Source organism: Agrobacterium fabrum str. C58 (assembly GCF_000092025.1).
Taxonomy (GTDB): Bacteria; Pseudomonadota; Alphaproteobacteria; order Rhizobiales; family Rhizobiaceae; genus Agrobacterium; species Agrobacterium fabrum.
This window is the reverse complement of the sequence record NC_003062.2, coordinates 1,669,317-1,694,327: the sequence shown is the minus strand read 5'-3', so window position 1 is coordinate 1,694,327 and position 25,011 is coordinate 1,669,317. Positions and strand designations below refer to the sequence as shown.

Genomic DNA, 25,011 nt, shown 5'->3' with positions numbered 1-25,011 from the left:
GTGATACCATGACCGATTGCAAAGCTATGATCCTCGGATGCAGCGGGCTTTCGCTGACTGCCGACGAGATCGCCCTTTACCGCGACGAGCAGCCCTGGGGTTTCATCCTGTTCGGTCGCAATATCGGCGAGAAGCAGCAGATCACCGATCTCGTCGCCGCCATGCGCGATGCCGTTGGGCGGCCGGACGCGCCAGTGCTGATCGATCAGGAAGGCGGACGCGTTCAGCGCATCAAGCCGCCGATCCTGCAAGCCTATCCGAATGCCCGCATTCTCGGGGAAATCTATGAACGCGACCGGAGTGCCGGTCTGCGCGCTGCCTGGCTGATGTCGCGCCTGCACGCTTTCGATCTCACGAAATTCGGCATCAATGTCGATTGCCTGCCAGTGCTCGATGTGCCGGTGGAAGGCGCCAGCAATGTCATCGGTAACCGTGCCTACGGTTACACGCCGACCATGGTCGCCGAGATGGGGCAGGCGGCGGCCGACGGGCTGAAGGCGGGTGGCATGCTGCCTATCATGAAGCATATGCCGGGTCACGGTCGTGGCATGGTGGATTCGCACCACGAACTGCCTGTAGTCGATGTGCCGCTTGATGAGCTGGATGCCCATGATTTCGTGCCGTTCCGGGCCCTGAAGCATGAATTGATGGCGATGAGTGCGCACCTCGTCTTTAACGCCGTCGACCGCGAGCGGCCGGCGACGACGTCGAAGAAGGTGATCGATGAGATCATTCGCGGCCGCATCGGCTTTGACGGGCTGCTGATGTCCGACGACAGCTCCATGAATGCGCTGAAGGGCACGCTGGGCGAGCGGGCTGCGAATATTGTTGCTGGTGGCTGCGATATAGTCTTGCATTGCAATGGCGTGATGGGTGAAATGCTTGAAGTCGTGAAGGAGGTTCCCGTTCTTTCCGGCCGTTCGCTGGAGCGGGTGCGGGCCGTGGAAGCGGGTTTTCCCGCCGCCGACCCGTCTGACGAGGCGGAACTGAGAGCCGAATTCAACGCCATGTGGGCCGTTTCCTGACAGTCGGGCGGCGGTCGTCCACTCGGGATCACAGGCCGGACATCCGGCGGATGGAACAATGGCCGCAGACAAGTCTCGCAATTCAACGCCGATGGACAAGCTCTGGCAGGATGTGACGCCGGAGCGGCTGACGGGCGAGGCCGGGCTGGTCATCGATGTCGCGGGTTTCGAAGGCCCGCTCGATCTGCTGCTGCACCTTGCACGCACGCAGAAGGTCGATCTGTCGCGTATTTCGGTACTGGCGCTTGCCGAGCAATATCTCCAATTCGTGGAAAGCGCGCGCCGCGTTCGCATCGAGCTTGCTGCAGATTATCTGGTCATGGCGGCGTGGCTTGCCTTCCTCAAATCCAAACTGCTCATTCCGCAGCAGGCGAAGGACGACGGCCCGTCGGGCGAGGAAATGGCTGCGACGCTGGCCTTCCGGCTCAAACGCCTGGAAGCGATGCGCGAGGCGGCGGAACGCCTCGTCAACCGCGCCCAGCTTGGCCGCGATGTCTTTGCCCGCGGTGCGCCGGAGCATATTCCGCATATCAACCGTTCGGCTTACGAGGCGAACCTTTACGATCTTCTGAGCGCCTATGCCAATCTGCGGCAGAGGCAGGCCATCACCCAGGTCACGATCGAAAAACGGCAGGTCTGGTCGCTGGTGGAAGCGCGCGAGCTTCTCAACAGTCTCCTCGGTGATGTCGGTGAATGGACGGTGCTCGATCAATATCTGCTGCAATATGTGCCCGATCCCGCCATGCGGGTGACGGCGATCGCCAGCGCCTTTGCCGCCTCGCTGGAGCTGGTGCGCGAGGGATCGCTGCAAATCCGGCAGGAGGGCGCTTTCCAGCCCATTTATATGCGCCGTGGCACAAGGGACGACCGTGCGGTGAATGCCGAGAGGGCTGACAGTGATTGATAACGATGAGACAGCCGAAGCAACGATCGTGACAGATGGGGTGGGATTAGAACCCACGGTGTTTTCCGAACGCCAGCTGAAGGAGGCCGAGCGGATCACCGAAGCGCTGGTTTTCGCCTCGGCCGAGCCGGTTTCCGTTGCTTTTATTGCCGAGCGACTGCCGCGCGGCATGGATATTGTCGCCATCCTGCACCGGCTCAAAGCTGCCTATGGCGAGCGTGGTGTCAATCTCGTGCAGGTGGGCGGGCAATGGGCATTCCGCACGGCGGGTGATCTTTCCTTCGTCATCCGCACGGAGGAAAAGGAACCGAAGAAGTTGTCACGCGCGGCGCTGGAGGTTTTGGCGATTATCGCGTATCATCAGCCGGTGACACGCGCTGAAATCGAGGAAATCCGTGGTGTGCAGACCTCGCGCGGTACGCTCGACGTGCTGATGGAGGCGGGCTGGGTGCGTTTCCGCGGTCGCAGGCGCACGCCGGGCCGGCCGGTGACGATCGGCACCACGGTGGAGTTTCTCGACCATTTCGGCCTTGAGGAATTGCGCGATCTGCCGGGCCTTGAGGAGCTGAAGGGAGCGGGGCTGCTTTCCGGTCGTATTCCGTCCAATTTCGGCGTGCCTCTGCCGATGATGAGCGACGAGTTGCGCGAGGACGAAGACCCGATCACCCAACTCGATCTCGAAGAGCTGGGCCTGCTTGCGCCCAGTGGTGGCGATGGCGACGATTGATATCGCCGCATGTGGCCAAGGCCACGAAAACTTTATGCGTACTCACTGTTGAAGCGATGATTTGTCGTTTGAAAAAGCCTTTCAAACGTCTTACATCGTCTGAAAGCGAAATTCAGGAGTTGCAGTTATGGGTTCTTTTAGTGTGTGGCATTGGCTCATCGTGCTGGTGATCGTTCTCGTCCTCTTTGGACGCGGCAAGATTCCGGAATTGATGGGTGATGTCGCCAAGGGCATCAAGAGCTTCAAGAAGGGCATGGCTGACGAAGACCAGACGCCGCCGCCGGCCGATGCCAACGCGAATGCCAAGACTGTCGACCACAAGGCTGACGAGATCAAGTAAGCGGCTTGTGTCGTTTGTTTTGAGACCGGCGCTAGGGTCTCGGGAGCGTATTGATGTTTGATATCGGCTGGAGCGAGCTTCTGGTGATTGCGGTCGTGTTGATCGTCGTCGTCGGACCGAAAGACTTGCCGCCCATGATCCGCGCCTTCGGCAAGACGATGGCCGGCCTTCGCAAGATGGCGGGGGATTTCCGCACCCAGTTCGATGAGGCCTTGAAAGAGGCCGACATGGACGATGTGCGCCAGACCATCTCCGATGTCCGCAATCTCAACCCGACCAACTCGCTGCGCGATGCGATGAACCCGCTTCGCCAGCTCGGCAACGAGATCAAGTCCGATTTGCAGAAGGCGACGAGCCCTTCCGATGGGCTGTCGTCCACCGCAGCACCGGCCACGAGTGAGCCTGTTGCGCCGCTGGTCAACGTGCCCGAGCCGGACATGAAGCTTCCGGATTCGCCGCCGGCCGTCGCCGCAGCACCTGCTCCAGTTGCCGCAGCCTCCGTCGCGGCAGAGAAACCGAAACGCGCACGGGCGAAATCGATTGCGACCGTCGAGGCTGAAGCGGTTGCCGCCAAGCCGAAACGTGTGAGCCGCAGCAAGGCCGTGGCAACGCCGGAAACCACCGTCGCTACGAATGCCAGTGAACCGGCTTCTCCGAAGCCGACCGTCAAGACCATCGCCAAAAAGGCGACTGTCAAGAAGATCGCGGCCGAAAAATCCGTGGCTGTGGCTGATGCAAAGCCGGCAAAAGCGGCGAGAACCAAGGCTGCAAAGCCCAAAAAGGATGAAGCATGAGCGGGGATACCGAGGACAAGCCGCAGCCGCTTATCGAACACCTGATGGAACTGCGCACACGGCTGATCTGGTCGCTCGGCGCGTTTTTTATCGCCTTCATCGCCTGTTTCGCCGTCGCCAAGCACCTCTTCAACCTGCTCGTCATCCCCTATAAGTGGGCGGTGATCTGGGCCGGGCTGGATGTGGCGAAATCGTCGCTGATCTATACCGCGCCGCAGGAATTCTTCTTCACGCAGATCAAGGTCGCCATGTTCGGCGCGATGGTCATCTCCTTTCCGGTGATCGCCTCGCAGCTTTATAAATTCGTGGCGCCGGGTCTCTACAAGAATGAACGCGCCGCCTTTCTGCCGTTCCTGATTGCGTCGCCGATCCTGTTCCTCATCGGCGCGGCACTCGTCTATTTCTTCTTCACGCCTATGGTCATGTGGTTCTTCCTCGCCATGCAGCAATTGCCTGTGGATGGTGAAGTGGCGATTTCGCTGATGCCCAAGGTGTCGGAATATCTCAGCCTCATCATGACGCTGGTGCTGTCCTTCGGCCTGGTGTTCCAGTTGCCCGTCGTCACCACGCTTCTGGCTCGTGTCGGAATTCTGACCAGCGACTGGCTCAGGGAAAAGCGCAAATTCGCCATCGTCATGGCCTTTGTGGTCGCGGCCGTGCTGACACCGCCGGACCCCATGTCCCAGATCGGTCTTGCGCTGCCTGCGATCATTCTCTACGAGATTTCCATCTACATGGCTCGACTCGTGGAGAGGAAACGTGCGGCGGAATCCAAAAGCACGGAGCTGGAAGAGACCTGATTTTTCTGAAGGTCTCACCGCTCAAAAAATCCTCGCGCCGGGTTCATGCCCGGCGTTTTGCTGTAAAACGCGACGATGCAACAACGGTCTGGAACGACGATGCACGACATTAAATGGATACGCGAAAACCCCGAAGCTTTTGATGCGGCCCTTGCACGGCGCAGCGTAGAGCCCGCTGCCGCAGGTCTGATCGCTCTCGATGAAAAGCGCCGTTCCGTCATCCAGTCCCTGCAGGACATGCAGTCCCGCCGCAATGCCGCCTCCAAGGAAATCGGCGCCGCCATGGCGCAGAAGAACATGGAACTGGCGGAAAAGCTGAAAGCCGAAGTCGCTGATATCAAGGAAAACATGCCGCGCGCCGAGGAGGAGGACCGTCAGGTCTCCGCCGAGCTGAACGACGCCCTGTCGCGCCTGCCGAACATGCCCTTCGACGATGTGCCTGACGGCAAGGACGAGCACGACAATGTGGTGGCCCGCGTCACCGGCCAGAAGCCCGGCTGGAACCACGCGGCAAAGGAGCACTTCGAGATTGGCGAAGCGCTCGGTTATATGGATTTCGAGCGGGCTGCCAAGCTCTCCGGTTCGCGTTTCACGGTGCTGACCAGCCAGCTGGCGCGTCTGGAACGGGCGCTCGGCCAGTTCATGATCGACCTGCACACCTCGGAACATGGTTATACCGAAGTCTCTTCGCCGCTGATGGTGCGTGACGAGGCGATGTTCGGCACGGGGCAATTGCCGAAATTCGCCGAGGACCTGTTCAGGACCACCGATGGCCGCTGGTTGATCCCGACGGCGGAAGTGACGTTGACCAACCTCGTTTCCGGCGAAATTCTCGAGCAGGAAAAACTGCCGTTGCGCTTCACGGCGCTCACACCTTCCTTCCGTTCGGAAGCGGGCTCTGCCGGACGTGATACGCGCGGCATGCTGCGCCAGCACCAGTTCTGGAAATGCGAGCTTGTCTCCATCACCGATGCGGAAAGTGCCGTTGCCGAGCATGAGCGCATGACGGCCTGCGCCGAAGAAGTGCTGAAGCGTCTGGGCTTACATTTCCGCACCCTGACGCTCTGCACCGGCGATATGGGCTTCAGCGCCCGCAAGACCTATGATCTGGAAGTGTGGCTGCCCGGCCAGAACACCTATCGTGAAATTTCTTCCTGCTCGGTCTGCGGCGATTTCCAGGCGCGGCGCATGAATGCGCGTTATCGCGGCAAGGACGACAAGGCGACGAAGTTCGTGCACACGCTGAACGGCTCCGGCACCGCCGTCGGCCGCTGCCTGATCGCCGTTCTCGAAAATTACCTGAACGACGATGGTTCCGTCACAATTCCGGACGTGCTGCTGCCGTATATGGGCGGGCTGACGCGGATCGAGAAGGCGGCTTGAGAGAGCGCGGCGTCGTGCTGTTGGAAGGTGAGTCTGCCAATTGCGCCGATGTCATCCTCGGGCTTGTCCCGAGGATCGGCAACCTATCGATTTATTTGGACGTGATTAGATCCTCGGGACAGGCCCGAGGATGACGTTGAGAGAACTGCACACTTCACCGCCGGAGGAGAGGATGCTCCGTCCCTGAAGACATAAAGAGCGGAGAGAGAAACATGCGGATTTTGCTGACCAATGACGACGGTGTCCATGCCGAGGGGCTGGCGGTGCTGGAGCGTATTGCTCGCACGCTGTCCGACGACGTCTGGATCGTTGCGCCGGAAACCGACCAGAGCGGTCTCGCACACTCGCTCACGCTTTCCGAGCCGCTCAGGCTGCGTAAGGTTTCCGACAAACATTTCGCGCTGCGTGGCACGCCGACCGATTGCGTCATCATGGGTATTCGCGAAGTCCTGCCGGAAAAGCCCGATCTCGTGCTCTCAGGCGTCAATGCCGGTGCCAACATGGCCGATGACGTGACCTATTCCGGCACGATTGCCGGCGCCATCGAAGGCACGCTGCAGGGCGTGCGCTCCTTCGCGCTCAGCCAGGCCTTCAGCCACGGCGAAGGCCGCGTCGTGCCGTGGGAGGTTGCCGAGACCTATGCGCCGGATCTTCTGCGCAAGCTGATGAATGTCGATCTGCCTGACGGCACCTTCCTCAACCTCAATTTCCCCAATTGTGCGCCAAAGGATATGCAGGGCGTTTCCGTCACCGGGCAGGGCAAGCTCGATTTCGGCCTGACGGTGGAAGAACGCCAGGATGGTCGTGGTCTTCCTTATTACTGGTTACGCTTCGGCGAACGCCTTGGCACCTTCCGCGAGGGCACGGATATCCACGCCTTGAAACACGGCAAGATTTCGGTCACACCGCTTAAGCTTGACCTGACGGACTACACGGTCAAGGATCGGGTTGCGCAAGCACTTGGATTCGGAGTCGCCGATTGAAATCTGCCATGGTCGAAAAGGAAGGTTTTGCCGCTCTCGTTCTCCGTCTGCGGGGCGAGGGGATTTCCGATCTCGACCTGTTGACGGCGGTTGAGCAGACGCCGCGTTCCAAATTCGTGCCGCCGCAATTTGCGGCCGACGCCTATTCCAGCCGCACGATCCCGATCGACTGCGGTTCCTTCATGGAAGGCGCCGACATGGCGGTGAAAATCCTTGCCCGCCTGCAGCTGAAACCCGGCCAGCGCGTGCTTGAGATCGGCACCGGCAGCGGTTTTATGACGGCGATCATCGCGCGCCGGGTGGAGCGGGTGTTTTCGCTGGAGCGTTACAAGACGCTGGTGCAGCAGGCGCAGAACTGTCTCGACGATCTGTCCATCCGCAACGTCGTCATCCGCCAGGCGGATGGCAGCAATGGTCTGGTGGGCGAGGGCACCTTCGACCGGATTGTTTCCACCGCCGCCTTTACCACCATGCCCCGCTTCTTTGCCGAGCAGATCGTTTCCGGCGGCATGATGATCGCGCCGATCATCCTGGAAGATGAGCGTTGCGTGATGACCCGCTTCTCCAAGACCGGCAGCCGCTTCGAGAAGGAAGAGCTGTTCGAGACGCCGTATCTGCCACTCGGCAGCCATATTGCGCGGCATTTGTGACGAAATGAAAATTTTGAAGGCAATTCATTTTTGTCTTCTAATGTTCTGAATTGTCGCAACTATCTGATTTTCAATATCATTATTGTCTCGACATGACGCATCCAGTTTTCGTCATGGTTATCGAAGTGTCAAAAAAGCGCTGAACGGCTTAACGTTTTAACGGCGTGGTAACACTAACGCGCTTTAATCATAAACATCGACGCATGGTTTTCCCCACCTCGGGAAATGGGCCTTGCAAGAAGTGAAATTTGTGCCGGATCGATCTCGATGCGGCGGGTTGGCGTCAGTGTAGATCGAGTCATGCGTATGAGACATTCGTCTAAAATCGGAAAATCAGTCGCAAAAATGTTCGCAGCGGCATTGCTGGCAAGCGTCGCAACGGGCTGTAGCTCGGATGCAACGCGGTTCAGCGGCCTCTTTTCCAGTGGACCGGATCGGATGACAACGGCGTCAATTCCAGCCCGTCAGGGCGGCGGTGCTTATGGGCAGGCCCCGGTTCCGCAGGGCGACATGAATGGCGGCTATGCCTCTGCCGCGCCGCAGGGCGGATATGCCAATCAGAACATGGCGGGCAATTCCTATCCGCAGCAGTCGGGTGGTTATGGCGGCGTTCAGCCTTCCACGGCCCGCGCTTCGGCCTCGCCGGTGCAGCGTTCCGAGCTGTCGGCGCCGACGGCGGTGGCAAGCCGCGATCCGTCGACCCGCAACGAAGCCATGGCCCAGCCTTTCCCGTCCGCCCAGCGCCCAGCCGCTCCGTCTCTCGCTGCACCTGCCCGGCAGGCCGCCGCGCCAACCGACAATCTGACGACCGCGACGGTTCGTTCCGACAAGAACGGCTGGCACACGGACGGCGCGTCTTCGGTAACGTTGCGCCCCGGCGAAAGCATTGCCACCATTTCCAACCGCTACGGCGTGCCGGAAAAGGAACTGCTGCGGGTCAATGGCCTGAAAACCGCGTCTTCGGCGCAGGCTGGCCAGTCGATCCTCATTCCGAAATTCGGTCAGGCCCGCAACGCCGCCAAGGATGCCGCCGGCAATATTGCTCTCAACCGCAATGGCGACCAGCCGACACCGCTGCGTGCCCCGGATGGGAATGTGGCCGTGCTGCCGTCGCAGGCTGCCGCCCGTGACAAACTTTCTTCCGAAGCCGGCAAGCTGACGCCTCCGGGCGGCAAGCCGCTGCCACCGAGCGGTGGTTACAAGGTTCAGCCGGGCGACAGCCTGGCGAAGATCGCCCGTGCAAACGGTGTCTCGGTTGCCGCGCTCAAGGCCGCCAACGGCATTTCCAACGAAAGCATTCGTGTCGGCCAGACGCTTGCCATGCCGGGTGCTTCGACCGATGCCATCAAGACCGCCTCGGTTCCGGCTAAGGAAGCAGCTGCGGCCAAGCCGGTCGAAACCGCATCCATCAAGCCTGAGCCCTACAAGGCGCCTGCTGCCGCCGCCACCACGGCGGCGCCTGCCACACCGGCAACCGCAAGTGTCAGTGATATCGAGAAAAAGGCCGACATGGCCTCCATCGCTCCGGAATCCACCGGCATCGGCAAATATCGCTGGCCGGTTCGCGGCGCCGTCATCAACAATTTCGGTGACAATGTCGAAGGCAGCCGCAATGACGGCATCAACATTTCGGTTCCCGAGGGCACGCCGATCAAGGCCGCCGAAAACGGCGTGGTCATCTATGCCGGCAACGGCCTGAAGCAGCTCGGCAACACGGTGCTGGTCCGCCACGACGACGGCAAGGTCACGGTTTACGGCAACGCCGCCAATCTCGACGTACAGCGCGGCCAGAAGGTTCAGCGTGGCCAGACCATCGCCACATCAGGCATGACCGGCAGCGCCAAGCGTCCGCAGGTTCACTTCGAAGTTCGCAAGGATGCGACGCCGGTGAACCCATCAGGTTTCCTTGAATAGGTATTGCGTTCTCAAGGAATGATGAAGCCGGGTGATGAGCCCGGCTTTTTCATTTTTATTGTCGGCTCGGAAATCGTCCCCCAGTTCCAGGGGCAATTATCCCCTCACCAATCCCACCGTCCTCTCGATGAAATCGGCAATGGCACCTGTATCATCGAGATCAAAAACGGGCAGGGCCGTGTCCGCCACCTCATGATCTGCGGCAATCGCGATGATATGCGGGTCGAGCGGCGCGAGCGGCTCAGTCTTGGCGGCCTCTACCCGCCGCGCCTCGATCTTCGGCACCGGCTCGTATTTGTAACCCTCGATCAGCACCAGATCGCAGGGGGCGAGGCGGGAGAGGATGTCCTCGAACGAGGGCTCGGGTTCGCCGCGCAGTTCATGCATGATGGCGAAACGGGTGCCGGAGACGATGGTGACCTCGTGCGCGCCCGCCTGGCGGTGACGCCAGCTATCGGCGCCGACCTTGTCGATATCGAAATCATGATGGGCGTGCTTGATGGTGGAGACGCGGTAGCCGCGCGCCGTCAATTCGGTGACGATGCGCACCGCAAGCCCGGTCTTGCCCGAATTTTTCCAGCCGGCAATGCCGAAGACCTTCTGCTTGCTCATGTTTCCATAGTCTCCAGCTGGCTGCGCGCCAGCGCCAGTTCATCCGGCGTGTTGATGTTGAAGAACGGGTCAAGGCTGCCCCTGGCCGTTTCCAGCGGCGGGAACGCCACGCCGATGGTGACGTGGCGGGCGAGAAAGGCACGGATGCGGCGGTTTGCATCGTTCTTCAGCCAGTCCTCGAGATCGTCGGCAAGCGCCACCGGCCATAGCGCGAAGACGGGGTGAAGCTGGCCGCTGGAGGCCGCGATGACAATCGCATCGTCCGAGAGGTGCTCGCAAAGCCGCACCACGAGATCGTTGGGGAAAAACGGGCTGTCGGCGGGCGCTGTCAGGAAATGGCTGCCGGCGGTCTCGCGATCGCGAAAATGCCGCATGCCGGCGAGAACACCCGCGAGTGGCCCGGCATGGCCGTTCAGCGTGTCGGGCAAAAGCGGCAGGCCGAAACCCTCCGCCCAGCTGCCCTTGTCGGTGATGGCGGCATTGATGGTGACGTCTGAGACCTGCGGCGTGACGCGGCGGATGACATGGGAAAGCAGCGGCGCATCGCCCAGCGTCACCATCGCCTTGTTGCTGCCCATGCGCCGCGACAGCCCGCCGGCCAATATGAGACCAGGGGGCACGAGACCGGGTATTTTTCGGGGAGGGGCGATCATTGCCGCTGTTCCTGCAGCCTTACGACATAGGTGGTGAGAAGGGCGACAAGGCCGGTCGCCAGTATCACCAGAAGAAGCGGCCAGGTTCCGTCCTCCTTGGACAGGACCGAGGAGGCGAGCACCGAAAGTGCCGCCCCGCCGCCGATGGTCATCGCGCCGCCCAGCCCGGAGGCGGAGCCTGCCAGATGCGGCTGGACGCTGACCATGCCGGCATTGGCGCTGGGCAGCGTGACACCGTTTCCAACGCCGATCAGGGCAAGCGGCACGAAAAACGCGTAGGCGCTTTCCGCCCCGCCGGTTATCAGCGCGATGGCGGTGACGATGCCGGCGATGGCGATGACATTGCCTGACAGCATCATTCTGCTGATGCCGATCTGGCTGGCATAACGGCCGGAGACGAAATTGCCGAGCATGTAACCGCTGGCCATGAAAAAGAACTGCAGCCCGAGCATGGCGGGTGTCAGCCCGTAAAGCACGCTGCCGACAAAGGGCGCGCCGCCGAGGAAAGAAAAGAACATGCCCGACGAGAAGGTCGAGGTCAGCGCATAACCCCAGAACAGCGGCGAGCGCAGAAGCTCCGGCCAGGCATGGAACTGCTGCGAAAAGCTCGCCGACTTGCTTTGATTGGTTTCGCCGAGATCGAACCAGGCGAGCACCAGAATGCCGGCGCCGAGAAGCGCAAGCAGCGCAAAGCTGGACTGCCAGCCGGAGAAGTCGTTCAGCAACCCGCCGACCGTTGGGCCAACCATCGGCACCACGGACATGCCCATGGTCACATAACCGATCATCGAGGCGGCCTGTTCCATCGGCACCATGTCGCGCACGATGGCGCGGGCGAGCACGAAGCCGGAAACGACGGCCGCCTGCGCCACGCGCCCGATCATGAAGACGGTGATATCGGACGCCAGCATGCAGACCAGCGTGGCGGCGATCATGATGGTGATGCTGGCCAGCATCACAGGACGGCGGCCGAAAAGATCCGAGAGCGGGCCGATGACCAGTTGCAGCAAGGCGGTGGCGGCAAGATAACCCGACACGGCGAACTGCATCACAGCGTAATCGATCTCGAAATAGAGCGCCATGGCCGAAAGCGAAGGCAGGAACAGGTTCATGCACAGCGCCGCGACGCCGGCGATGACCACAAGCGTGATGATATGGGGCGGGGTGGTTCGGTCGAGGAAACGGCTGCTCTTCATGTTATTCTCCCGCCTCTTCCGTTACGGTAGCTTTCGTAACGGAAGCCGGTCGTACCGTGGTTGCGGCTGTGGGTGTCGCGGCCGCGCGCTTGGCCATTTGCGAGCGTTTGCGCAGGCTTTCGCGATAGAAGGTATAAAGGCCCGAACCGATGACGATCATGGCGCCGATGATCGTGTAGCTGTCGATCTTTTCGTTGAAGAAGAACACGCCGATCATGAAACCCCAGAGCAGGCCGGTGTAACGGAAGGGTGCGACGAAGGAAATCTCGCCCGTACGCATCGACAGGATGATGGCCTGATAACCGACCAGCACCAGAATGGCCGAACCGGCCAGATGCGATACGATGGTGAAATTCATCGGCTGCCAGCCGCCGAAAGGCACGATCAGAAGCCCACCCACCGCCATGTTGACGAAGGCGGTAATGACGGTGATGGCGAGTGAGGGCACATCGGCATACATTTTCCGGGTCAGGAGATCACGCGCGGCGGTGACGGCGAGCGAGGCGACGACCAGCAGCGCGCCCGGCGTGAAACCTTCAGGGCCGGGCCTGATGATGACGAGCACCCCAATGAAACCGACGATGATGGCTACCCAGCGCCGCCAGCCGACCGGCTCGCGCAGGAAAAGTGCGGCCCCCAGCGTCACCACCAGCGGCAGGGATTGCAGGATGGCCGATGCGTTGGAAAATTCAATGAGGCCGAGCGCCGTCAGATAAAGAACGGCGGCTGTCACCTCGCAGAGACAGCGCAGGATGATGATGGGCCGCAGCAGGGTCTTCAGCGGCCGCAGCGCGCCGAAATGCCGGGCGGCGATATAGATCAGCACCACGGTCATGACGCCGCGCACGAACATGATCTGGCCGGTATTGATGTAGGGGGTGACGGACTTCGTCAGCGCATCGTTGGCCGTGAAGCTTGCCATTGCGAGCGCCATGAAAAGTGCGCCGCGCGTATTGTCCGTCAATGCCATTCCAAATATCCCAGACCATGCGCAGTATCCCGCCGCCCTTGCCGGGCGAAGTGGGCAGCCTCCCAGCCACGACCACGCATTCCTCCATGCATAGAGACGTGGCACGGTAGAGCTGGCAATTCAACCGTTTATATGGGTGGGTGGACGAGAAAGAAGTTCAGCCGACCTCAGCCGCCAGTCACGCTCATATGGCGGGAGACGGCGGGGCGGTTGTGGGTGCGATCAATGATGAAATCATGCCCCTTCGGCTTGCGCAGCAGCGCTTCATCGATGGCGGCGGAAAGATAGGCATCGCTGTCGGAGGCGCGCAGTGCCGTGCGCAGATCGGCGGCATCGTCCTGGCCGAGACACATATAAAGCGTGCCGGTGCAGGTGAGGCGGACGCGGTTGCAGCTTTCGCAGAAATTATGGGTCATCGGCGTAATGAAGCCGAGCCGGCCGCCGGTTTCCTTCACCGTCACGTAACGGGCGGGGCCGCCGGTCTGGTAATCGCTGTCGACAAGGGTGAAATTCCGTTCGAGATCGGCGCGCAGCTGCGAGAGCGGCAGGTAGCGGTCGGTGCGGTCTTCCTCGATTTCGCCCATCGGCATGGTTTCGATGACAGTCAGGTCCATGCCGCGGCCATGGGCAAAGCGCATCAGTTCCGGCATTTCGGCGTCGTTGAAATCCTTCAGAGCCACGGCGTTGAGCTTGACCTTGATGCCCGCTGCCTGCGCGGCATCAAACCCTTCCATGACCCGGTCGATATCGCCCCAGCGGGTGATCTGGCGGAATTTCTGGGCGTCGAGCGTATCGAGCGAGACATTGATGCGACGCACCCCGCAATCGGCAAGTTCGGCTGCGAATTTCGCAAGCTGCGAGCCGTTGGTGGTCAGCGTCAGTTCGTCAAGCGTGCCGCTTTGGACATGCCGACCAAGGTTCCTCACCAGCGACATGATGTTCTTGCGCACCAGCGGCTCGCCGCCGGTCAGCCGCAATTTGCGCACGCCGCGCGTTATGAAGACGGAACAGAGCCGGTCGAGTTCTTCGAGCGTCAGCAGATCCTTCTTCGGCAGGAAGGTCATGTGCTCGGACATACAGTAGGTGCAGCGAAAATCACAGCGGTCGGTCACGGAGACGCGCAGATAGGTGATGGCGCGGCCGAAGGGGTCCACCATCGGGGCGTTGTTTTCCGTCAGGGTTTTCGCTTTTTCAAGCGAGCCGGAAAAACTGTTCACGTCTCCATCCTCACCGCGTCACGCGCCGGACACACGGGGCCGACTATGTGGCTTATAGCTGATGTAGTGGCTTGCCTATCCTGAGGCAAGTCCGTAATTCTGACGCATATGACGAGCGTGCGGAAATGAAAAATGAGTGATGCCTGGCCGACCGAGCTGCTTGTGTCGAAAGACCGGCGGGAATTGACCGTTTCCTTCGACGATGGAAGCATTTACCGGCTTGGCGCCGAGATGTTGCGCGTGCTTTCGCCCTCGGCGGAAGTGCAGGGCCACGGGCCGGGACAAAAGGTCACGGTGCCCGGCAAACGCGATGTCACGATCCGTTCGATGGTCGCCACCGGCAATTACGCGGTTCGCATCGTTTTCGACGATGGCCACGATAGCGGCATCTACACCTGGAAATATCTGAAGGAGCTGGGTGAAACCGGCGACGCGCTGTTTGCCGATTATGAGCGGCAGCTTGCGGAGAAGGGCCTGAACAGGGAGCCGCGCTTCCGGTAGCTGCGCGCCACTCCCTTATTCCTGTGCTTGTCACAGGAATCCAGCCGACGCACGTCCGTGCGGCGAAAAAGAGTGTTCTCCAGCCCAAGGACTTGGGCTGACTGGATTCCTGTGACAAGCACAGGAATGAGGGAGGGAGCGCAGGACATCTGAAGCACCATGTCCCTGTAGCAACTAACCCGTTGAATCCTCGCTCTGTCCCCGACGAAAATCGTTTTCGCTTTTCACGCCGATGCGCTAGGAAGTGAGGGAGGGAGCACCCTCGTCTTATTGATTTTCAGCGGGGTGGCGTGTGGCTGTAGAAGCGAACGGAAATGATCTGGCCCAGGTGGTCGTGCTTTTGGCGGCGGGCGTTATCGCCGCGCCGATCTTCAAGCGCATCGGCCTCGGCTCGGTGCTGGGTTATCTGGCCGCCGGCCTCGTGATCGGGCCTTATGGTCTCGGTTTCTTTTCCGATTCGCAGGCCATCCTGCATGTCGCCGAACTGGGCGTGGTGATGTTCCTGTTCATCATCGGCCTTGAAATGCAGCCCTCGCGATTGTGGTCGATGCGGCAGGATATTTTCGGGCTCGGCGCATTGCAGGTGCTGGTCTGCATGGGTGGCCTGACGCTGGTGGGTGTCAGCCTCGGTTTTCCCGTCATCATGTCCTTCGTTGCCGGTACCGGCTTTGTGCTGACCTCGACGGCGATCGTCATGCAGATGCTGCAGGAACGCAACAGCATGTCGAGCCTGAAAGGGCAGCGCATCATCGCCATCCTGCTGTTCGAGGACCTCGCCATCGTGCCGCTCTTGGCGCTCGTCGCCTTTCTCGGTTCGGGTGGGGAGCATGTGACCGCCTCGGAGCGCTGGCTTTCGATCGGGATTGCGCTTGCCGCCGTCGGTGCGCTTATCCTCGCCGGCCGTTATCTGCTCAACCCGTTCTTCCGCCTGCTGGCGGCCTCCGGCGCGCGCGAGGTGATGACAGCCGCGGCGCTGCTGGTGGTGCTGGGGTCGGCGCTTTTGATGCAGGTCAGCGGTCTTTCCATGGCCATGGGGGCGTTTCTGGCCGGCGTGCTTTTGTCAGAATCATCCTTCCGCCATCAGCTGGAGGCGGATATCGAGCCGTTTCGCGGCATTCTGCTCGGCCTGTTCTTCCTCGGCGTCGGCATGGCTATCGACCTTGCCGTCATTGCCTCGAACTGGCAGCTCGTGGTCGTCAGCGTCGCCGGCTACATGCTGCTGAAAGCCTTCCTGATCTATGGCGTGGCGCGGGCGCTTGGCACTACGCGGCGTGAAAGCCTCGAGCGGGCGGTGCTGATGGCGCAGGGCGGCGAATTCGCCTTCGTACTTTATTCAGCCGCCGTCAGCGCCGGCATTCTCGACCGGGAGGCCAACGCCATTCTGACGGCGACGATCATCATCTCCATGGTGCTGACGCCGCTGATGGTCATCCTGCATGACCGGCTGGTGCCGGCGGCGGTTCCCAATACCGACGATCTCGATGTGCCTGAGAATGTCGAGGGCAGCATTCTGCTGATCGGTTTCGGACGTTTCGGCCAGATCGTCAGCCAGCCGCTTCTGGCGCGCGGTTATACGCTGTCGCTGATCGACAAGGATGCCGACTTCGTGCGCGACGCGGCGGAGTTCGGTTTCAAGGTCTATTATGGCGACGGATCGCGGGCGGAAATCCTGCACGCGGCGGGCGCCAGCACGGCACGAGCGGTGTTGATCTGCGTTGACGACAAGGACGCGGCCGTGCGGATCGCGGAAATCGTCAAGCATGAATTCCCGCTGGTTCCTGTTCTTGCCCGTGCCTATGATCGTGGCCACGCAATCGATCTGCTGAAGGCTGGCGTCGATTATCAGATTCGCGAGACGCTGGAATCGGCGCTGAATTTCAGCGAGGAAGTGCTGGGTGCCATGGGCGAGGAGCGGGAAGACGCCGCCCGCCTGGTGGAGGAATTCCGCGACCGCGACGAGGAGCGTTTCGCCATGGAAGTCGTCGGCGGCATCTATGCCGGCCGTTCGCTGATCCGTGGCAATGCCCAGCCTGCCGATCTCGTCGCTGCGCGCACCGCGCGCGAGCGGGCGGAGCGGGAAAAGGCGGAAGCGGAAGAATAAGGGATTGCGCCTTTCGGCGGCGCAGGGTGATTTCGAGGGATTGGAACTGACATGACGATCATTCGCACGGTTGAGGAACTGAAGGCCATTTATGACGGCACGAGCGAAGCCTCGGTCGCCAAGGTGACGGCCACGTTGACGGCGGAATACCGGCAGATGATCGAGGCCTCGCCCTTCCTCGCGCTGGCGACGGTGGGGCCTGAGGGCATGGACTGTTCGCCGCGCGGCGACAAGGGTGGCGTGGTGCGGGTGGCCGATGACAGGACCGTGCTGTTGCCAGACTGGCGCGGCAACAACCGCGTCGATTCGCTTCTGAACATCGTGCGTGATCCGCGGGTGGCGCTGATGTTCCTGATCCCCGGTTCGAATACGACCATGCGCATCAATGGCCGCGCCGTGGTTTCCGTCGAAGCCGAGTTGCTGCAGAGCTTCGAGATGGATGGCAAACATCCGCGCACCGTCATCGTGGTGACGATTGACGAGGTCTATTTCCAGTGTGCACGGGCGTTGATGCGCTCGGAACTGTGGAACCCCGCCAATTTCGTCGACCCTGCCTCGCTTCCGACACCCGGCCTGCTGCTCAAGGCGGCGAAGGCGGAGTTCGATCAGGAGACTTATGATCGGGAATGGGCGGTTCGGGCGGCGAAGACCATGTGGTGAGGCATCAATTGCCGCAGCAACGGGTTGGCACTTAAAGGGCATGCACTTGTGTCACCCCGCCCAAGAACTTGGTCTGGCTGGATTCCTGTGACGATCACAGGAATGAGGGCGTCAACGGAACGGCTGCTGCCCTCTAATTTTCACGTCCGATAAATCAGCCAGTTCTTGCCGGTATAATTGTTCTGCATGCCGTCCTCGTAAAAGACGGAACGGTTCCGGCCGGTTTCCTTGGCGTGGTAGAGCGCCGTATCGGCATGGCCGTAAAGCTCGCTGGGATTGCTGGCGCGTGCGGCTGATGCGAAGCCTATCGAGATGGTGACCGTGCCGTAATCGGCACCTGATCTCGAATTGCGGAAGGGCGTGCTTTCCAGCGACAGGCGGATGCGTTCGCACATCACCATCACCTCTTCCGGCGTATTGCCATCGAGAATGATGGCGAATTCCTCGCCGCCGCTTCGGGCAACGAAACCATCCTTGCGCACATTGGCGCGGATGACGGAGGCGACGGTGGCGAGAATCTTGTCGCCGACCGGATGGCCGAACGTATCGTTGATTCGCTTGAAGTGATCGATATCCAGAAGGACGAGCGTGGTATATTGCAGGCCGATGGAGCTGTCATAAACGGAGGCCAGCCGGTCGTCGAAAGCGCGCCGGTTGGAGAGGCGCGTCAGCGAATCGGTGTTGGCGATGCGCTTATATTCATCGAGCTCGAGGCGCACCTGATGCATTTCCTCGGCATGGCGGTTGACGTCGTTGAACGTCTTTTCGCCATCGATGATTTTCGAGCCGGTGGCATCGGCCAGCAGTGAAATCGCATTTCTCAGAATATTGTTGCTGGCGGCGTTCTTGTCATCGATGCGCTGGCGCGTTTCGCCGAGAATGCGGTTGTAATTCTCGATGGAGGATTGTTCGCGCTTCAGCGTGCCCAGCAGCGCCTCCAGCTCGCGCCGCAGTTTGTCCTGCGCGTCGTCGATGGAGCGGTTGGGATTGCCTTCGCCGTAACGCGACGACAACTCGTCCAGATCCTCCTGCGTGACCCGGTTGCCAAGCGCCGCCAGATCTTTCGTGAGCGCCGGGTTCGAGCCGATATAGGCTTCGTAAAACAGACTATAATTACGAGGGATCGGCGAAACACCCATGCTCCGCATGGCATAGGCAATCTGCCCGGCAATGTCGGGCCCCGTGGTTTTGGGCGTGGATGCCGTGTTCATCAAGAAACTCCAGTGAGTCTGCTTATCGACTATGATTATTATTATACGAGCTGTTTTGGAAAGCTTAATTTATGGAAAACTAAATTTTGTTCCCTGAAACTTATTTTTCGTCTATTTTTATCTTATTTAATTGATAATCATCAGTAATTTTCATTTTGTAGGATTTCCGTAGTTTTTGCCTCTACTGTTCGTCTTGGTGCCAGCATCGCATTTATTCTGTCAATCCCAATAACGGGATTCATCTGATTTATTTTGGCACAGCAATGTGGAGAAGTGTCCCGCGAAGGGATAGGGATGGCGCCGGCGAGACTCCGCTTTAAGGCGGTTATTTTTATCCCTCGTGTCGATATACAGGGATGCTACAGTTTTATCCCTGTTTGCCGCGGCTGGCGCTGGCACCATTTTGTGAAGGCGAGGCGACCAATCGGCAAGATTGGGAAAGGGCCTGCTCATTGCGGGCCGAAATCCGGCCCGCAGCCTGTCAGGGCTTCAGCCTTATAACCGGGCATATCGCCCCGGGCGCTGCCTCCGGCGCGTGTGGCGGGCGCACGATCAGGCCATCAGAATGGGCCAATATCTTCATCATGGATGAATCCTGCTTCGCATAGGCTTCCGCCACCAGCGCACCGTTTTCGTCCGCGCTGAAACGGGCGCGCAGATAGTCCTGCCGCTGGTCATTGGCTTTCAGCGGCGTCGCGGTGCGGGCCGACGTGCTGCGCTGCAGCGGCGCACGACGGGCGATCCTGCGGATCAGCGGCTCCAGGAAGAGCAGGCCGCAGACGAGGCTTGCGACCGGGTTTCCGGGCAGGCCGAGAACCTGCGTGCTGCCGATCGCGCCGACCATCAGCGGTTTTCCCGGACGCATGGCGATGCGCCAGAAATCGAGCTGCATGCCTTCCGCCTTCAGGGCCGCCTGCACGAGATCATGGTCGCCGACCGAGGCGCCGCCAAGCGTCACCAACACGTCCACCCCGGCCGCAACGGCCCTGCGGATGGCGGCGCGGATAAGGCTGTCATCATCGGCGATGATACCGAGATCGATAACCTCAGCGCCTGCCTGCCGGGCCAGTGCAGCAACGCCAAATGTGTTGGAGGCGATGATCTGCGCGGGTTCAGGCGCGCTCCCCGGCGGCAGCAATTCGTCACCGGTGGCGAGAATGGCGATGCGTGGCCTGCGATAGACGGAGAGTGCCGCGTGGTTCATCGCCGCCGCCAGCGTCAGGTCGGTGAAGCCGAGTTCCCGGCCGGCTTCCAGAGCCGTTTCGCCTTCAGTGAAATCCTGCCCGCGCGGACGGATGTGTCGCCCGGCGGTGACAGCGAAGGTGGTGCGGATTTTTCCGTCGTCCAGCAGTTCGGCGTCTTCCTGAATGAGGATCGTATCGGCGCCATCAGGCACGGGTGCGCCGGTGAAGATGCGTACGGCTTCGCCTTTGCCCACCGTGCCCGCGAAAGCATGGCCGGCAGCCGCCTGACCGATGAGGGTGAGGACCGAGCCGATCTCCGCCGCGTCGGCGCTACGCAGCGCATAACCATCCATGGCTGAGGCATCGAAGGGAGGCTGGGTAAGGCGGGCCGCCAGATCGGTCGCGAGAACGCGGCCATCACATTCGGCAAGCGGCAGGGTTTCGCTGTCCGTGACCGGAACTGCAGCTTCCAGAAGGCGTTTAATGGCCTCGTCCACGGGCAGCAACGGGTTCATTCAGCTCTCCTGGCGGCGGAAATCACCGGATTTGCCGCCGCTCTTTTCGAGAAGACGGATATTGACGATTTCCATGCCTTTGTCGGCGGCTTTGGCCATGTCATAGATCGTCAGGCAGGCGATGGAGACGGCGGTCAGCGCTTCCATTTCCACGCCGGTCTTGCCAGACAGTTTCACCATGGCCTCGACGCGGAGGCCGGGCAGGCCGGTGTCCTCGGTAATGTCCACGGCTACCTTGGTCAGCATCAGCGGGTGGCAGAGCGGGATGAGGTTTGCCGTCTGCTTGGCGGCCATGATGCCGGCGAGGCGCGCGGTGCCGATGACATCGCCCTTCTTGGCGTTGCCGTCGCGGATGAGCGCCAGCGTTTCCGGCTTCATCTTCACGAAACCCTCGGCTACGGCGACACGGACGGTCTCGGCCTTGTCGCCGACATCGACCATATGCGCCTCGCCGCTCGCATCGATATGGGTGAGCTTCTGGCCATCGCTCATCGGCGTATTATTCCGCGGCCAGAATGCCGGAGTGGCCGGTCAGCAGGGCCTTGGTCGCCGCCGTCACATCGTCCTTGCGCATCAGGCTTTCGCCGACGAGGAATGTGCTGATGCCGCTCTTTTCCAGGCGCTGGCAATCCTCGAAGGTGAAGATGCCGCTTTCGCCGACCAGCAGCTTGTCGGCCGGCACGAGGCCTGCGAGCTTCTCGCTGGTTTCGAGGCCGACTTCGAAGGTGCGCAGATTGCGGTTGTTGATACCGAGAAGCGGGGAAGTGAGTTTCAGCGCCCGTTCGGTTTCCTCCGCATCATGAACTTCGATCAGCACGTCCATGCCAAGCGCAAAAGCCTCGTCCTCGAGCCGCTTCGCCTCGTCGTCGGAAAGCGATGCCATGATCAGCAGGATGCAATCCGCACCCCAGGCGCGGGCCTCATGCACCTGATAGGTATCGAACATGAAATCCTTGCGCAGTGCCGGCAGAGCGCAGGCATTACGGGCGGCGGTCAGAAATTCCGGCGCGCCCTGAAAGCTCGGCGTATCCGTCAGGACCGAGAGGCAGGCGGCACCACCCGCCTCATAGGCAGCGGCCAGCGCCGGCGGGTCGAAATCCGGGCGGATGAGGCCCTTGGAGGGGCTGGCCTTCTTGATTTCGGCGATGAGGCCGAACTTGCCTGCGGCCTGCTTTGCGCGCAGCGCCTTATAGAAACCGCGCGGTGCGCTCTGGTCTGCGGCCATGGCCTTCAGATCGGCCAGCGAAACCTTGGCCTTGGCGGCGGCGATTTCCTCCAGCTTGTAGGTCTCGATCTTTTTGAGAATGTCGCTCATGGTCTCGCTCTCATTCCTGCCCTGAATTGGCTTCGTTGGATACGGCGACCAGACGGTCGAGCGCCGCGGCGGCCTTGCCGCTGTCGAGCGCATCGCTGGCAATCGTCATCGCCTGGCTCAGCGTCTCCGCCTTGCCAGCAATGACCAGCGCGGCAGCCGCGTTGCACAGCGATATGTCGCGATAGGCGTTGCGCTTGCCGGAGAGAACCTCGCGCAGCGCCGCTGCATTGGCGATGCCATCGCCGCCCTTGAGATCGTTCATCAGGGCCGGCTCGACACCGAAATCTTTCGGTGTCAGATCGAAGGTGCGGATCTTGCCGTCTTCCAGTGCGGCCACATGGGTGACGCCCGTGGTGGTGACTTCATCCATGCCGTCGCCGTGGACGACCCAGATGCTCTCGGAACCCAAATCCCGCAGCACTTCGGCAAGCGGCACCAGCCAGCGTGGCGAAAAGACGCCGAGCAATTGTCGTTTTGCGCCGGCCGGGTTGGAGAGCGGGCCGAGCAGGTTGAAGATGGTCCGGGTGCCAAGTTCGACGCGGCTCGGGCCGACATGGCGCATGGCGGAATGGTGCATCTGCGCGAACATGAAACCGAGGCCAGCCTCAGCGATGCAGCGGGCGATGAGATCGGGGCCGATATCGAGCCTCACGCCGAGCGCGGAGAGCGCATCCGCCGTGCCGGATTTAGAGCTCAGCGCCCGGTTGCCGTGCTTGGCGACCGGCAGGCCCGTGCCGGCTGTGATGATCGAGGCCAGCGTCGAGATATTGTAGGTGCCGATGCCATCACCGCCGGTTCCGACGATATCGATGGCATTGGCGGGGGCCGAAACCGGCAGCATGCGGGCACGCATGGAAGAAACCGCGCCGACGATTTCGTCGACCGTTTCGCCGCGCACACGCAGCGCCATCAGGAAACCGCCGATCTGCGACGGGGTGGCTTCGCCCGACATCAGAATATCGAAAGCCGTGCGCGCATCCTCGCGGTTCAGGCTTTCTCCGTTCGCGACCTTGGCGATCAGCGGCTTCAGTTCGGCCATGTCTCGCCCCCCGGTTAGAAACCGACCATCGCCTGATCGGCGAGGGCCTGGTTGATCGTCACACCATAATCATTCTGCAGACGGTTGACCATCTGATCCAGCATGTCGTCGCCGGCCGCGCGGGCAATGGCGGTAAACTGCTGGTCGTCATTGGCAAGCGCGTCTGCCGGGGCATTGGCGTCAACCGAGGTGACCTTGAAGAGGATACGGCTGGAACCGTCGGCATCGGCCGCGGTGCCGACCACGCCTTCGGCGCCCGAGAAGACGGCGGCGATGGTCTGTCGGCCGAAAATCGCATCCTCGCTGGTGCGGCGCAGGCCGGATTTCTGCTCGACGGCAAGGCTTAGCTCACCGGCGACGGCTTCCAGCGTTTCGCCCTTTTCAACGCGGGCCTTCAGCTCGTCGGCCTTCGCTGCAAGCGCGGTGCGCTGCTGCTCTGCCGTCCAGTCGGCCACGACATCGTCGCGGACTTCGGCAAGCGTGCGGTCGCGGGCAGGGATGATCTGCTCGACGTCGAACCAGATATAACCTTCACGGCCGAGATTGATCGGCAGGGCGTCAGTGCCGGGTTCGGTCTTGAACACGTCCTGTGCGAGCTGCGGCGACGGCAGGCCCTCGATCGCATCGCCCTTTTCATTGAGGCCGGCGGCGTCGATGGCGTCAATGGTGACGGGCTTCAGGTTGAGCTGCTTGGCGGCATCGGCGAGCGAAGAGCCACCGGCGCGCAGATCCTCATAGCGATCATGCACATTGGTGATTTCTTCCGCGGCGGCGGCGGTGGCGAGGTCCTTGCGGATATCTTCCTTGGCTTCATCAAGCGTGCGGGTGGTTTCCGGCTTGATGCCGGTGACGCGCAGAAGGATCGGGCCGAAGGAACCATCAACCACCGGCGATACGCCGCCATCCTTCTGGATGGCGAAGGCGGCATCGGCAATCGACTGGTCGGGGATGGTATCCTTGGTGAATTCGCCGAGGGTAACATCGGAGGCAGTCTTGCCCTGGTCCTTCACCACCTGGTCATAGGTGGTGTTGCCGAGCCTGATCTGCTCGGCGGCAGCGGCAGCCATTTCCTTGTCCGGGAAGGTCAGCTGCTCTACGGTGCGGCGACCGGCGGTGCGGAAGCTGTCCTTGTGGCTGTTATAATAATCGGCGATCTGCGCGTCCGTTACCGAGGCTGGCTCGGCGATATCGGACGGTTCCAGCTTCACATAGGTGAACTTGCGGAACTCAGGCGCGCGGTACTTCGACTTGTTGGTTTCGAACCAGGGTGTGAGCACGTCGTCGCCCGGTGCCTTGACCGGCGGGATGACGGCGTTGGACAGAATGACGTAATCGACGGCGCGCTGTTCGTTGCGATACTGCTTCAGCGCATCCACCAGCACCTGCGGTGCGGCAAAACCATCGGAGACGGCTTCGACGATCTGGCTGCGGACGGCAACCTTGCTGCGCTCCTTGATATAGTCGTCTTCACGGAAGCCGGAATTGCGCAGGCGCTCGCTGAAGAGATTACGGTCGAACTGACCGTTGACCGACTTGAAGGCCGGGTCCTCGGCGATGAGGTTGGCGAGGCGGTTTTCCGAAAGGCCGAGATTCATCTTCGAAGCCAGTTCGTCAAGCGCCGCACCGGCCGCAAGCTGGCTGAACACCTGACGATCGATGCCGAAGGCCTTGGCCTGTTCGGTCGTCAGTCTCGTGCCGAACTGGCGGCTGAGATCGGAAACCTGGCGCTGATAGGCAAGGCGGAATTCCTGCGGGCTGACCGTCTGGTCGCCCACCGTCATGACGGCATGGGAATTGGCGGTGACAAGCGATGCGGAGACGCCCCAGACGCCGAACGAAACAACAAGCAGGAGAAGCAGCAGCTTGGCTGCCATGGTTCGAGAAGCATTTCTCAGGGAATCGAGCATCGTTATGCAAACCTCACAGGAACGTCATCGCGGTCGCCAGCCTTCCGGCCCGCAACGTATCGGCGTTCCTTAAATCAATCCAAAGGGAAATTGAAGGGAATTTGCCTTGGAAAAACGGGGTTTTGAAAACGCTTGTGTGATTGGAGGGCGGTTTTTCCGCCGTCATCTTCTTCGTATTGCCCTGTGAGACGGCAAAATAAAACCGCCCGGAGGGTCCAGGCGGTTACGAAGAATCATTTTAAAAAGCGCTGAGGCCGATCCGCCGCGCTCAGAAAGCGCGGTTTCGACGGATCGTCGCCTTGAATTCCTCATCCTCACGCCGCATCTCGGCGACGACGGAGATCATCGACGTCACGAACATTACGCTGATCAGGGCCAGAAGCATCGTCAGAAATGTGAACATGATATCG

General features: G+C 61.0%; 25 protein-coding genes. 13 read left to right on the top strand and 12 right to left on the bottom strand.

The features are described 5' to 3' along the window. Positions 1-8: 8 nt before the first annotated feature. The 10 genes from nagZ (at position 9) to ATU_RS08325 (ending at position 9,520) form a co-directional block, all read left to right on the top strand. A complete protein-coding gene (gene nagZ, locus ATU_RS08370; RefSeq protein WP_010971814.1) occupies positions 9-1,025 on the top strand; it encodes a beta-N-acetylhexosaminidase in 1,017 nt (338 codons plus the stop codon). A gap of 58 nt (positions 1,026-1,083) precedes the next feature. Then, a complete protein-coding gene (locus tag ATU_RS08365) occupies positions 1,084-1,929 on the top strand; it encodes a segregation and condensation protein A (protein ID WP_006314385.1) in 846 nt (281 codons plus the stop codon). Further along, positions 1,922-2,656 (top strand): SMC-Scp complex subunit ScpB, encoded by a 735-nt coding sequence (gene scpB, locus ATU_RS08360; RefSeq protein WP_006314387.1) that lies wholly within the window; start codon positions 1,922-1,924, stop codon positions 2,654-2,656. Before ATU_RS08365 ends, scpB begins: the two co-directional genes overlap by 8 nt. Positions 2,657-2,783: 127 nt before the next feature. Beyond that, on the top strand, positions 2,784-2,996 hold the full coding sequence (locus tag ATU_RS08355) for a twin-arginine translocase TatA/TatE family subunit (RefSeq protein WP_006314389.1): 213 nt from the start codon (positions 2,784-2,786) through the stop codon (positions 2,994-2,996). Positions 2,997-3,049: 53 nt separating this feature from the next. Then, on the top strand, positions 3,050-3,790 hold the full coding sequence (tatB, locus tag ATU_RS08350; protein ID WP_010971812.1) for a Sec-independent protein translocase protein TatB: 741 nt from the start codon (positions 3,050-3,052) through the stop codon (positions 3,788-3,790). Beyond that, on the top strand, positions 3,787-4,590 hold the full coding sequence (gene tatC / locus ATU_RS08345) for a twin-arginine translocase subunit TatC (RefSeq protein ID WP_006314395.1): 804 nt from the start codon (positions 3,787-3,789) through the stop codon (positions 4,588-4,590). Before tatB ends, tatC begins: the two co-directional genes overlap by 4 nt. A gap of 99 nt (positions 4,591-4,689) precedes the next feature. Next, on the top strand, positions 4,690-5,973 hold the full coding sequence (gene serS, locus ATU_RS08340; protein ID WP_010971811.1) for a serine--tRNA ligase: 1,284 nt from the start codon (positions 4,690-4,692) through the stop codon (positions 5,971-5,973). A gap of 212 nt (positions 5,974-6,185) precedes the next feature. Beyond that, positions 6,186-6,956 carry a 5'/3'-nucleotidase SurE gene (gene surE, locus ATU_RS08335; protein WP_010971810.1) on the top strand — a complete coding sequence of 257 codons (771 nt, stop codon included), beginning with the start codon at positions 6,186-6,188 and terminating at the stop codon, positions 6,954-6,956. Beyond that, the gene (locus ATU_RS08330) at positions 6,953-7,606 is read left to right on the top strand and encodes a protein-L-isoaspartate(D-aspartate) O-methyltransferase (RefSeq protein ID WP_035215918.1); all 654 of its coding nucleotides are present in this window, start codon (positions 6,953-6,955) and stop codon (positions 7,604-7,606) included. Before surE ends, ATU_RS08330 begins: the two co-directional genes overlap by 4 nt. A 345-nt stretch (positions 7,607-7,951) precedes the next feature. Further along, positions 7,952-9,520, top strand: coding sequence for a peptidoglycan DD-metalloendopeptidase family protein (locus tag ATU_RS08325; protein WP_035258613.1), 1,569 nt, complete (start codon positions 7,952-7,954; stop codon positions 9,518-9,520). 96 nt (positions 9,521-9,616) lie between these two features. Here the strand turns inward: ATU_RS08325 and mobB are convergent, their stop codons facing one another. From mobB to moaA, 5 genes are all read right to left on the bottom strand, one after another. Further along, positions 9,617-10,132 (bottom strand): molybdopterin-guanine dinucleotide biosynthesis protein B, encoded by a 516-nt coding sequence (gene mobB / locus ATU_RS08320; RefSeq protein WP_010971808.1) that lies wholly within the window; start codon positions 10,130-10,132, stop codon positions 9,617-9,619. Further along, positions 10,129-10,785: a molybdenum cofactor guanylyltransferase MobA gene (gene mobA, locus ATU_RS08315; protein WP_010971807.1), complete on the bottom strand. Its 657-nt coding sequence runs from the start codon at positions 10,783-10,785 to the stop codon at positions 10,129-10,131. Before mobA ends, mobB begins: the two co-directional genes overlap by 4 nt. Further along, on the bottom strand, positions 10,782-11,981 hold the full coding sequence (locus ATU_RS08310; RefSeq protein WP_010971806.1) for a multidrug effflux MFS transporter: 1,200 nt from the start codon (positions 11,979-11,981) through the stop codon (positions 10,782-10,784). The genes mobA and ATU_RS08310 overlap by 4 nt, the downstream gene beginning before the upstream one ends. A 1-nt stretch (position 11,982) precedes the next feature. After that, positions 11,983-12,951, bottom strand: a complete 969-nt coding sequence (locus ATU_RS08305) for a DMT family transporter (RefSeq protein WP_010971805.1) — start codon at positions 12,949-12,951, stop codon at positions 11,983-11,985. 167 nt (positions 12,952-13,118) lie between these two features. Continuing rightward, positions 13,119-14,168, bottom strand: coding sequence for a GTP 3',8-cyclase MoaA (gene moaA / locus ATU_RS08300; RefSeq protein WP_010971804.1), 1,050 nt, complete (start codon positions 14,166-14,168; stop codon positions 13,119-13,121). Between the two features lie 132 nt (positions 14,169-14,300). Here moaA and ATU_RS08295 point away from each other — a divergent pair, with 132 nt between their 5' ends. The 3 genes from ATU_RS08295 to ATU_RS08285 all read left to right on the top strand — a co-directional run bounded on the left by ATU_RS08295 (position 14,301) and on the right by ATU_RS08285 (position 17,430). After that, positions 14,301-14,669 (top strand): gamma-butyrobetaine hydroxylase family protein, encoded by a 369-nt coding sequence (locus ATU_RS08295; protein WP_006314414.1) that lies wholly within the window; start codon positions 14,301-14,303, stop codon positions 14,667-14,669. Positions 14,670-14,961: 292 nt separating this feature from the next. Continuing rightward, positions 14,962-16,770 carry a monovalent cation:proton antiporter-2 (CPA2) family protein gene (locus ATU_RS08290; RefSeq protein WP_010971803.1) on the top strand — a complete coding sequence of 603 codons (1,809 nt, stop codon included), beginning with the start codon at positions 14,962-14,964 and terminating at the stop codon, positions 16,768-16,770. A gap of 51 nt (positions 16,771-16,821) precedes the next feature. Next, entirely contained in the window at positions 16,822-17,430 is a 609-nt protein-coding gene (locus ATU_RS08285; protein ID WP_006314418.1) for a pyridoxamine 5'-phosphate oxidase family protein, read from the top strand. 140 nt (positions 17,431-17,570) lie between these two features. Here the strand turns inward: ATU_RS08285 and ATU_RS08280 are convergent, their stop codons facing one another. The 7 genes from ATU_RS08280 to ATU_RS26900 all read right to left on the bottom strand — a co-directional run bounded on the left by ATU_RS08280 (position 17,571) and on the right by ATU_RS26900 (position 25,004). Beyond that, positions 17,571-18,641, bottom strand: coding sequence for a GGDEF domain-containing protein (locus ATU_RS08280; RefSeq protein WP_006314420.1), 1,071 nt, complete (start codon positions 18,639-18,641; stop codon positions 17,571-17,573). Positions 18,642-19,122: 481 nt separating this feature from the next. Beyond that, on the bottom strand, positions 19,123-20,340 hold the full coding sequence (locus ATU_RS08275) for a molybdopterin molybdotransferase MoeA (RefSeq protein ID WP_010971802.1): 1,218 nt from the start codon (positions 20,338-20,340) through the stop codon (positions 19,123-19,125). Then, the gene (moaC, locus tag ATU_RS08270) at positions 20,341-20,832 is read right to left on the bottom strand and encodes a cyclic pyranopterin monophosphate synthase MoaC (RefSeq protein ID WP_010971801.1); all 492 of its coding nucleotides are present in this window, start codon (positions 20,830-20,832) and stop codon (positions 20,341-20,343) included. A gap of 7 nt (positions 20,833-20,839) precedes the next feature. Beyond that, on the bottom strand, positions 20,840-21,655 hold the full coding sequence (gene trpC / locus ATU_RS08265; protein ID WP_006314425.1) for an indole-3-glycerol phosphate synthase TrpC: 816 nt from the start codon (positions 21,653-21,655) through the stop codon (positions 20,840-20,842). Between the two features lie 10 nt (positions 21,656-21,665). Beyond that, positions 21,666-22,694, bottom strand: a complete 1,029-nt coding sequence (gene trpD / locus ATU_RS08260; protein ID WP_010971800.1) for an anthranilate phosphoribosyltransferase — start codon at positions 22,692-22,694, stop codon at positions 21,666-21,668. Between the two features lie 14 nt (positions 22,695-22,708). Continuing rightward, positions 22,709-24,601, bottom strand: a complete 1,893-nt coding sequence (locus tag ATU_RS08255) for a peptidyl-prolyl cis-trans isomerase (protein ID WP_010971799.1) — start codon at positions 24,599-24,601, stop codon at positions 22,709-22,711. 268 nt (positions 24,602-24,869) lie between these two features. Beyond that, the gene (locus ATU_RS26900; protein WP_006314429.1) at positions 24,870-25,004 is read right to left on the bottom strand and encodes a hypothetical protein; all 135 of its coding nucleotides are present in this window, start codon (positions 25,002-25,004) and stop codon (positions 24,870-24,872) included. Positions 25,005-25,011 lie beyond the last annotated feature (7 nt).

What these genes read in the sequence shown, in the direction of transcription:
- nagZ (WP_010971814.1), top strand. Translation starts at nt 9, where the DNA reads ATGACCGATTGCAAAGCTATGATCCTCGGATGCAGCGGGCTTTCGCTG.
- ATU_RS08365 (WP_006314385.1), top strand. Translation starts at nt 1,084, where the DNA reads ATGGCCGCAGACAAGTCTCGCAATTCAACGCCGATGGACAAGCTCTGG.
- ATU_RS08355 (WP_006314389.1), top strand. Translation starts at nt 2,784, where the DNA reads ATGGGTTCTTTTAGTGTGTGGCATTGGCTCATCGTGCTGGTGATCGTT.
- tatB (WP_010971812.1), top strand. Translation starts at nt 3,050, where the DNA reads ATGTTTGATATCGGCTGGAGCGAGCTTCTGGTGATTGCGGTCGTGTTG.
- tatC (WP_006314395.1), top strand. Translation starts at nt 3,787, where the DNA reads ATGAGCGGGGATACCGAGGACAAGCCGCAGCCGCTTATCGAACACCTG.
- serS (WP_010971811.1), top strand. Translation starts at nt 4,690, where the DNA reads ATGCACGACATTAAATGGATACGCGAAAACCCCGAAGCTTTTGATGCG.
- surE (WP_010971810.1), top strand. Translation starts at nt 6,186, where the DNA reads ATGCGGATTTTGCTGACCAATGACGACGGTGTCCATGCCGAGGGGCTG.
- ATU_RS08325 (WP_035258613.1), top strand. Translation starts at nt 7,952, where the DNA reads ATGTTCGCAGCGGCATTGCTGGCAAGCGTCGCAACGGGCTGTAGCTCG.
- mobB (WP_010971808.1), bottom strand. Translation starts at nt 10,132, where the DNA reads ATGAGCAAGCAGAAGGTCTTCGGCATTGCCGGCTGGAAAAATTCGGGC.
- mobA (WP_010971807.1), bottom strand. Translation starts at nt 10,785, where the DNA reads ATGATCGCCCCTCCCCGAAAAATACCCGGTCTCGTGCCCCCTGGTCTC.
- ATU_RS08310 (WP_010971806.1), bottom strand. Translation starts at nt 11,981, where the DNA reads ATGAAGAGCAGCCGTTTCCTCGACCGAACCACCCCGCCCCATATCATC.
- ATU_RS08305 (WP_010971805.1), bottom strand. Translation starts at nt 12,951, where the DNA reads ATGGCATTGACGGACAATACGCGCGGCGCACTTTTCATGGCGCTCGCA.
- ATU_RS08295 (WP_006314414.1), top strand. Translation starts at nt 14,301, where the DNA reads ATGAGTGATGCCTGGCCGACCGAGCTGCTTGTGTCGAAAGACCGGCGG.
- ATU_RS08285 (WP_006314418.1), top strand. Translation starts at nt 16,822, where the DNA reads ATGACGATCATTCGCACGGTTGAGGAACTGAAGGCCATTTATGACGGC.
- ATU_RS08280 (WP_006314420.1), bottom strand. Translation starts at nt 18,641, where the DNA reads ATGAACACGGCATCCACGCCCAAAACCACGGGGCCCGACATTGCCGGG.
- ATU_RS08275 (WP_010971802.1), bottom strand. Translation starts at nt 20,340, where the DNA reads ATGAACCCGTTGCTGCCCGTGGACGAGGCCATTAAACGCCTTCTGGAA.
- moaC (WP_010971801.1), bottom strand. Translation starts at nt 20,832, where the DNA reads ATGAGCGATGGCCAGAAGCTCACCCATATCGATGCGAGCGGCGAGGCG.
- trpC (WP_006314425.1), bottom strand. Translation starts at nt 21,655, where the DNA reads ATGAGCGACATTCTCAAAAAGATCGAGACCTACAAGCTGGAGGAAATC.
- trpD (WP_010971800.1), bottom strand. Translation starts at nt 22,694, where the DNA reads ATGGCCGAACTGAAGCCGCTGATCGCCAAGGTCGCGAACGGAGAAAGC.
- ATU_RS08255 (WP_010971799.1), bottom strand. Translation starts at nt 24,601, where the DNA reads ATGCTCGATTCCCTGAGAAATGCTTCTCGAACCATGGCAGCCAAGCTG.
- ATU_RS26900 (WP_006314429.1), bottom strand. Translation starts at nt 25,004, where the DNA reads ATGTTCACATTTCTGACGATGCTTCTGGCCCTGATCAGCGTAATGTTC.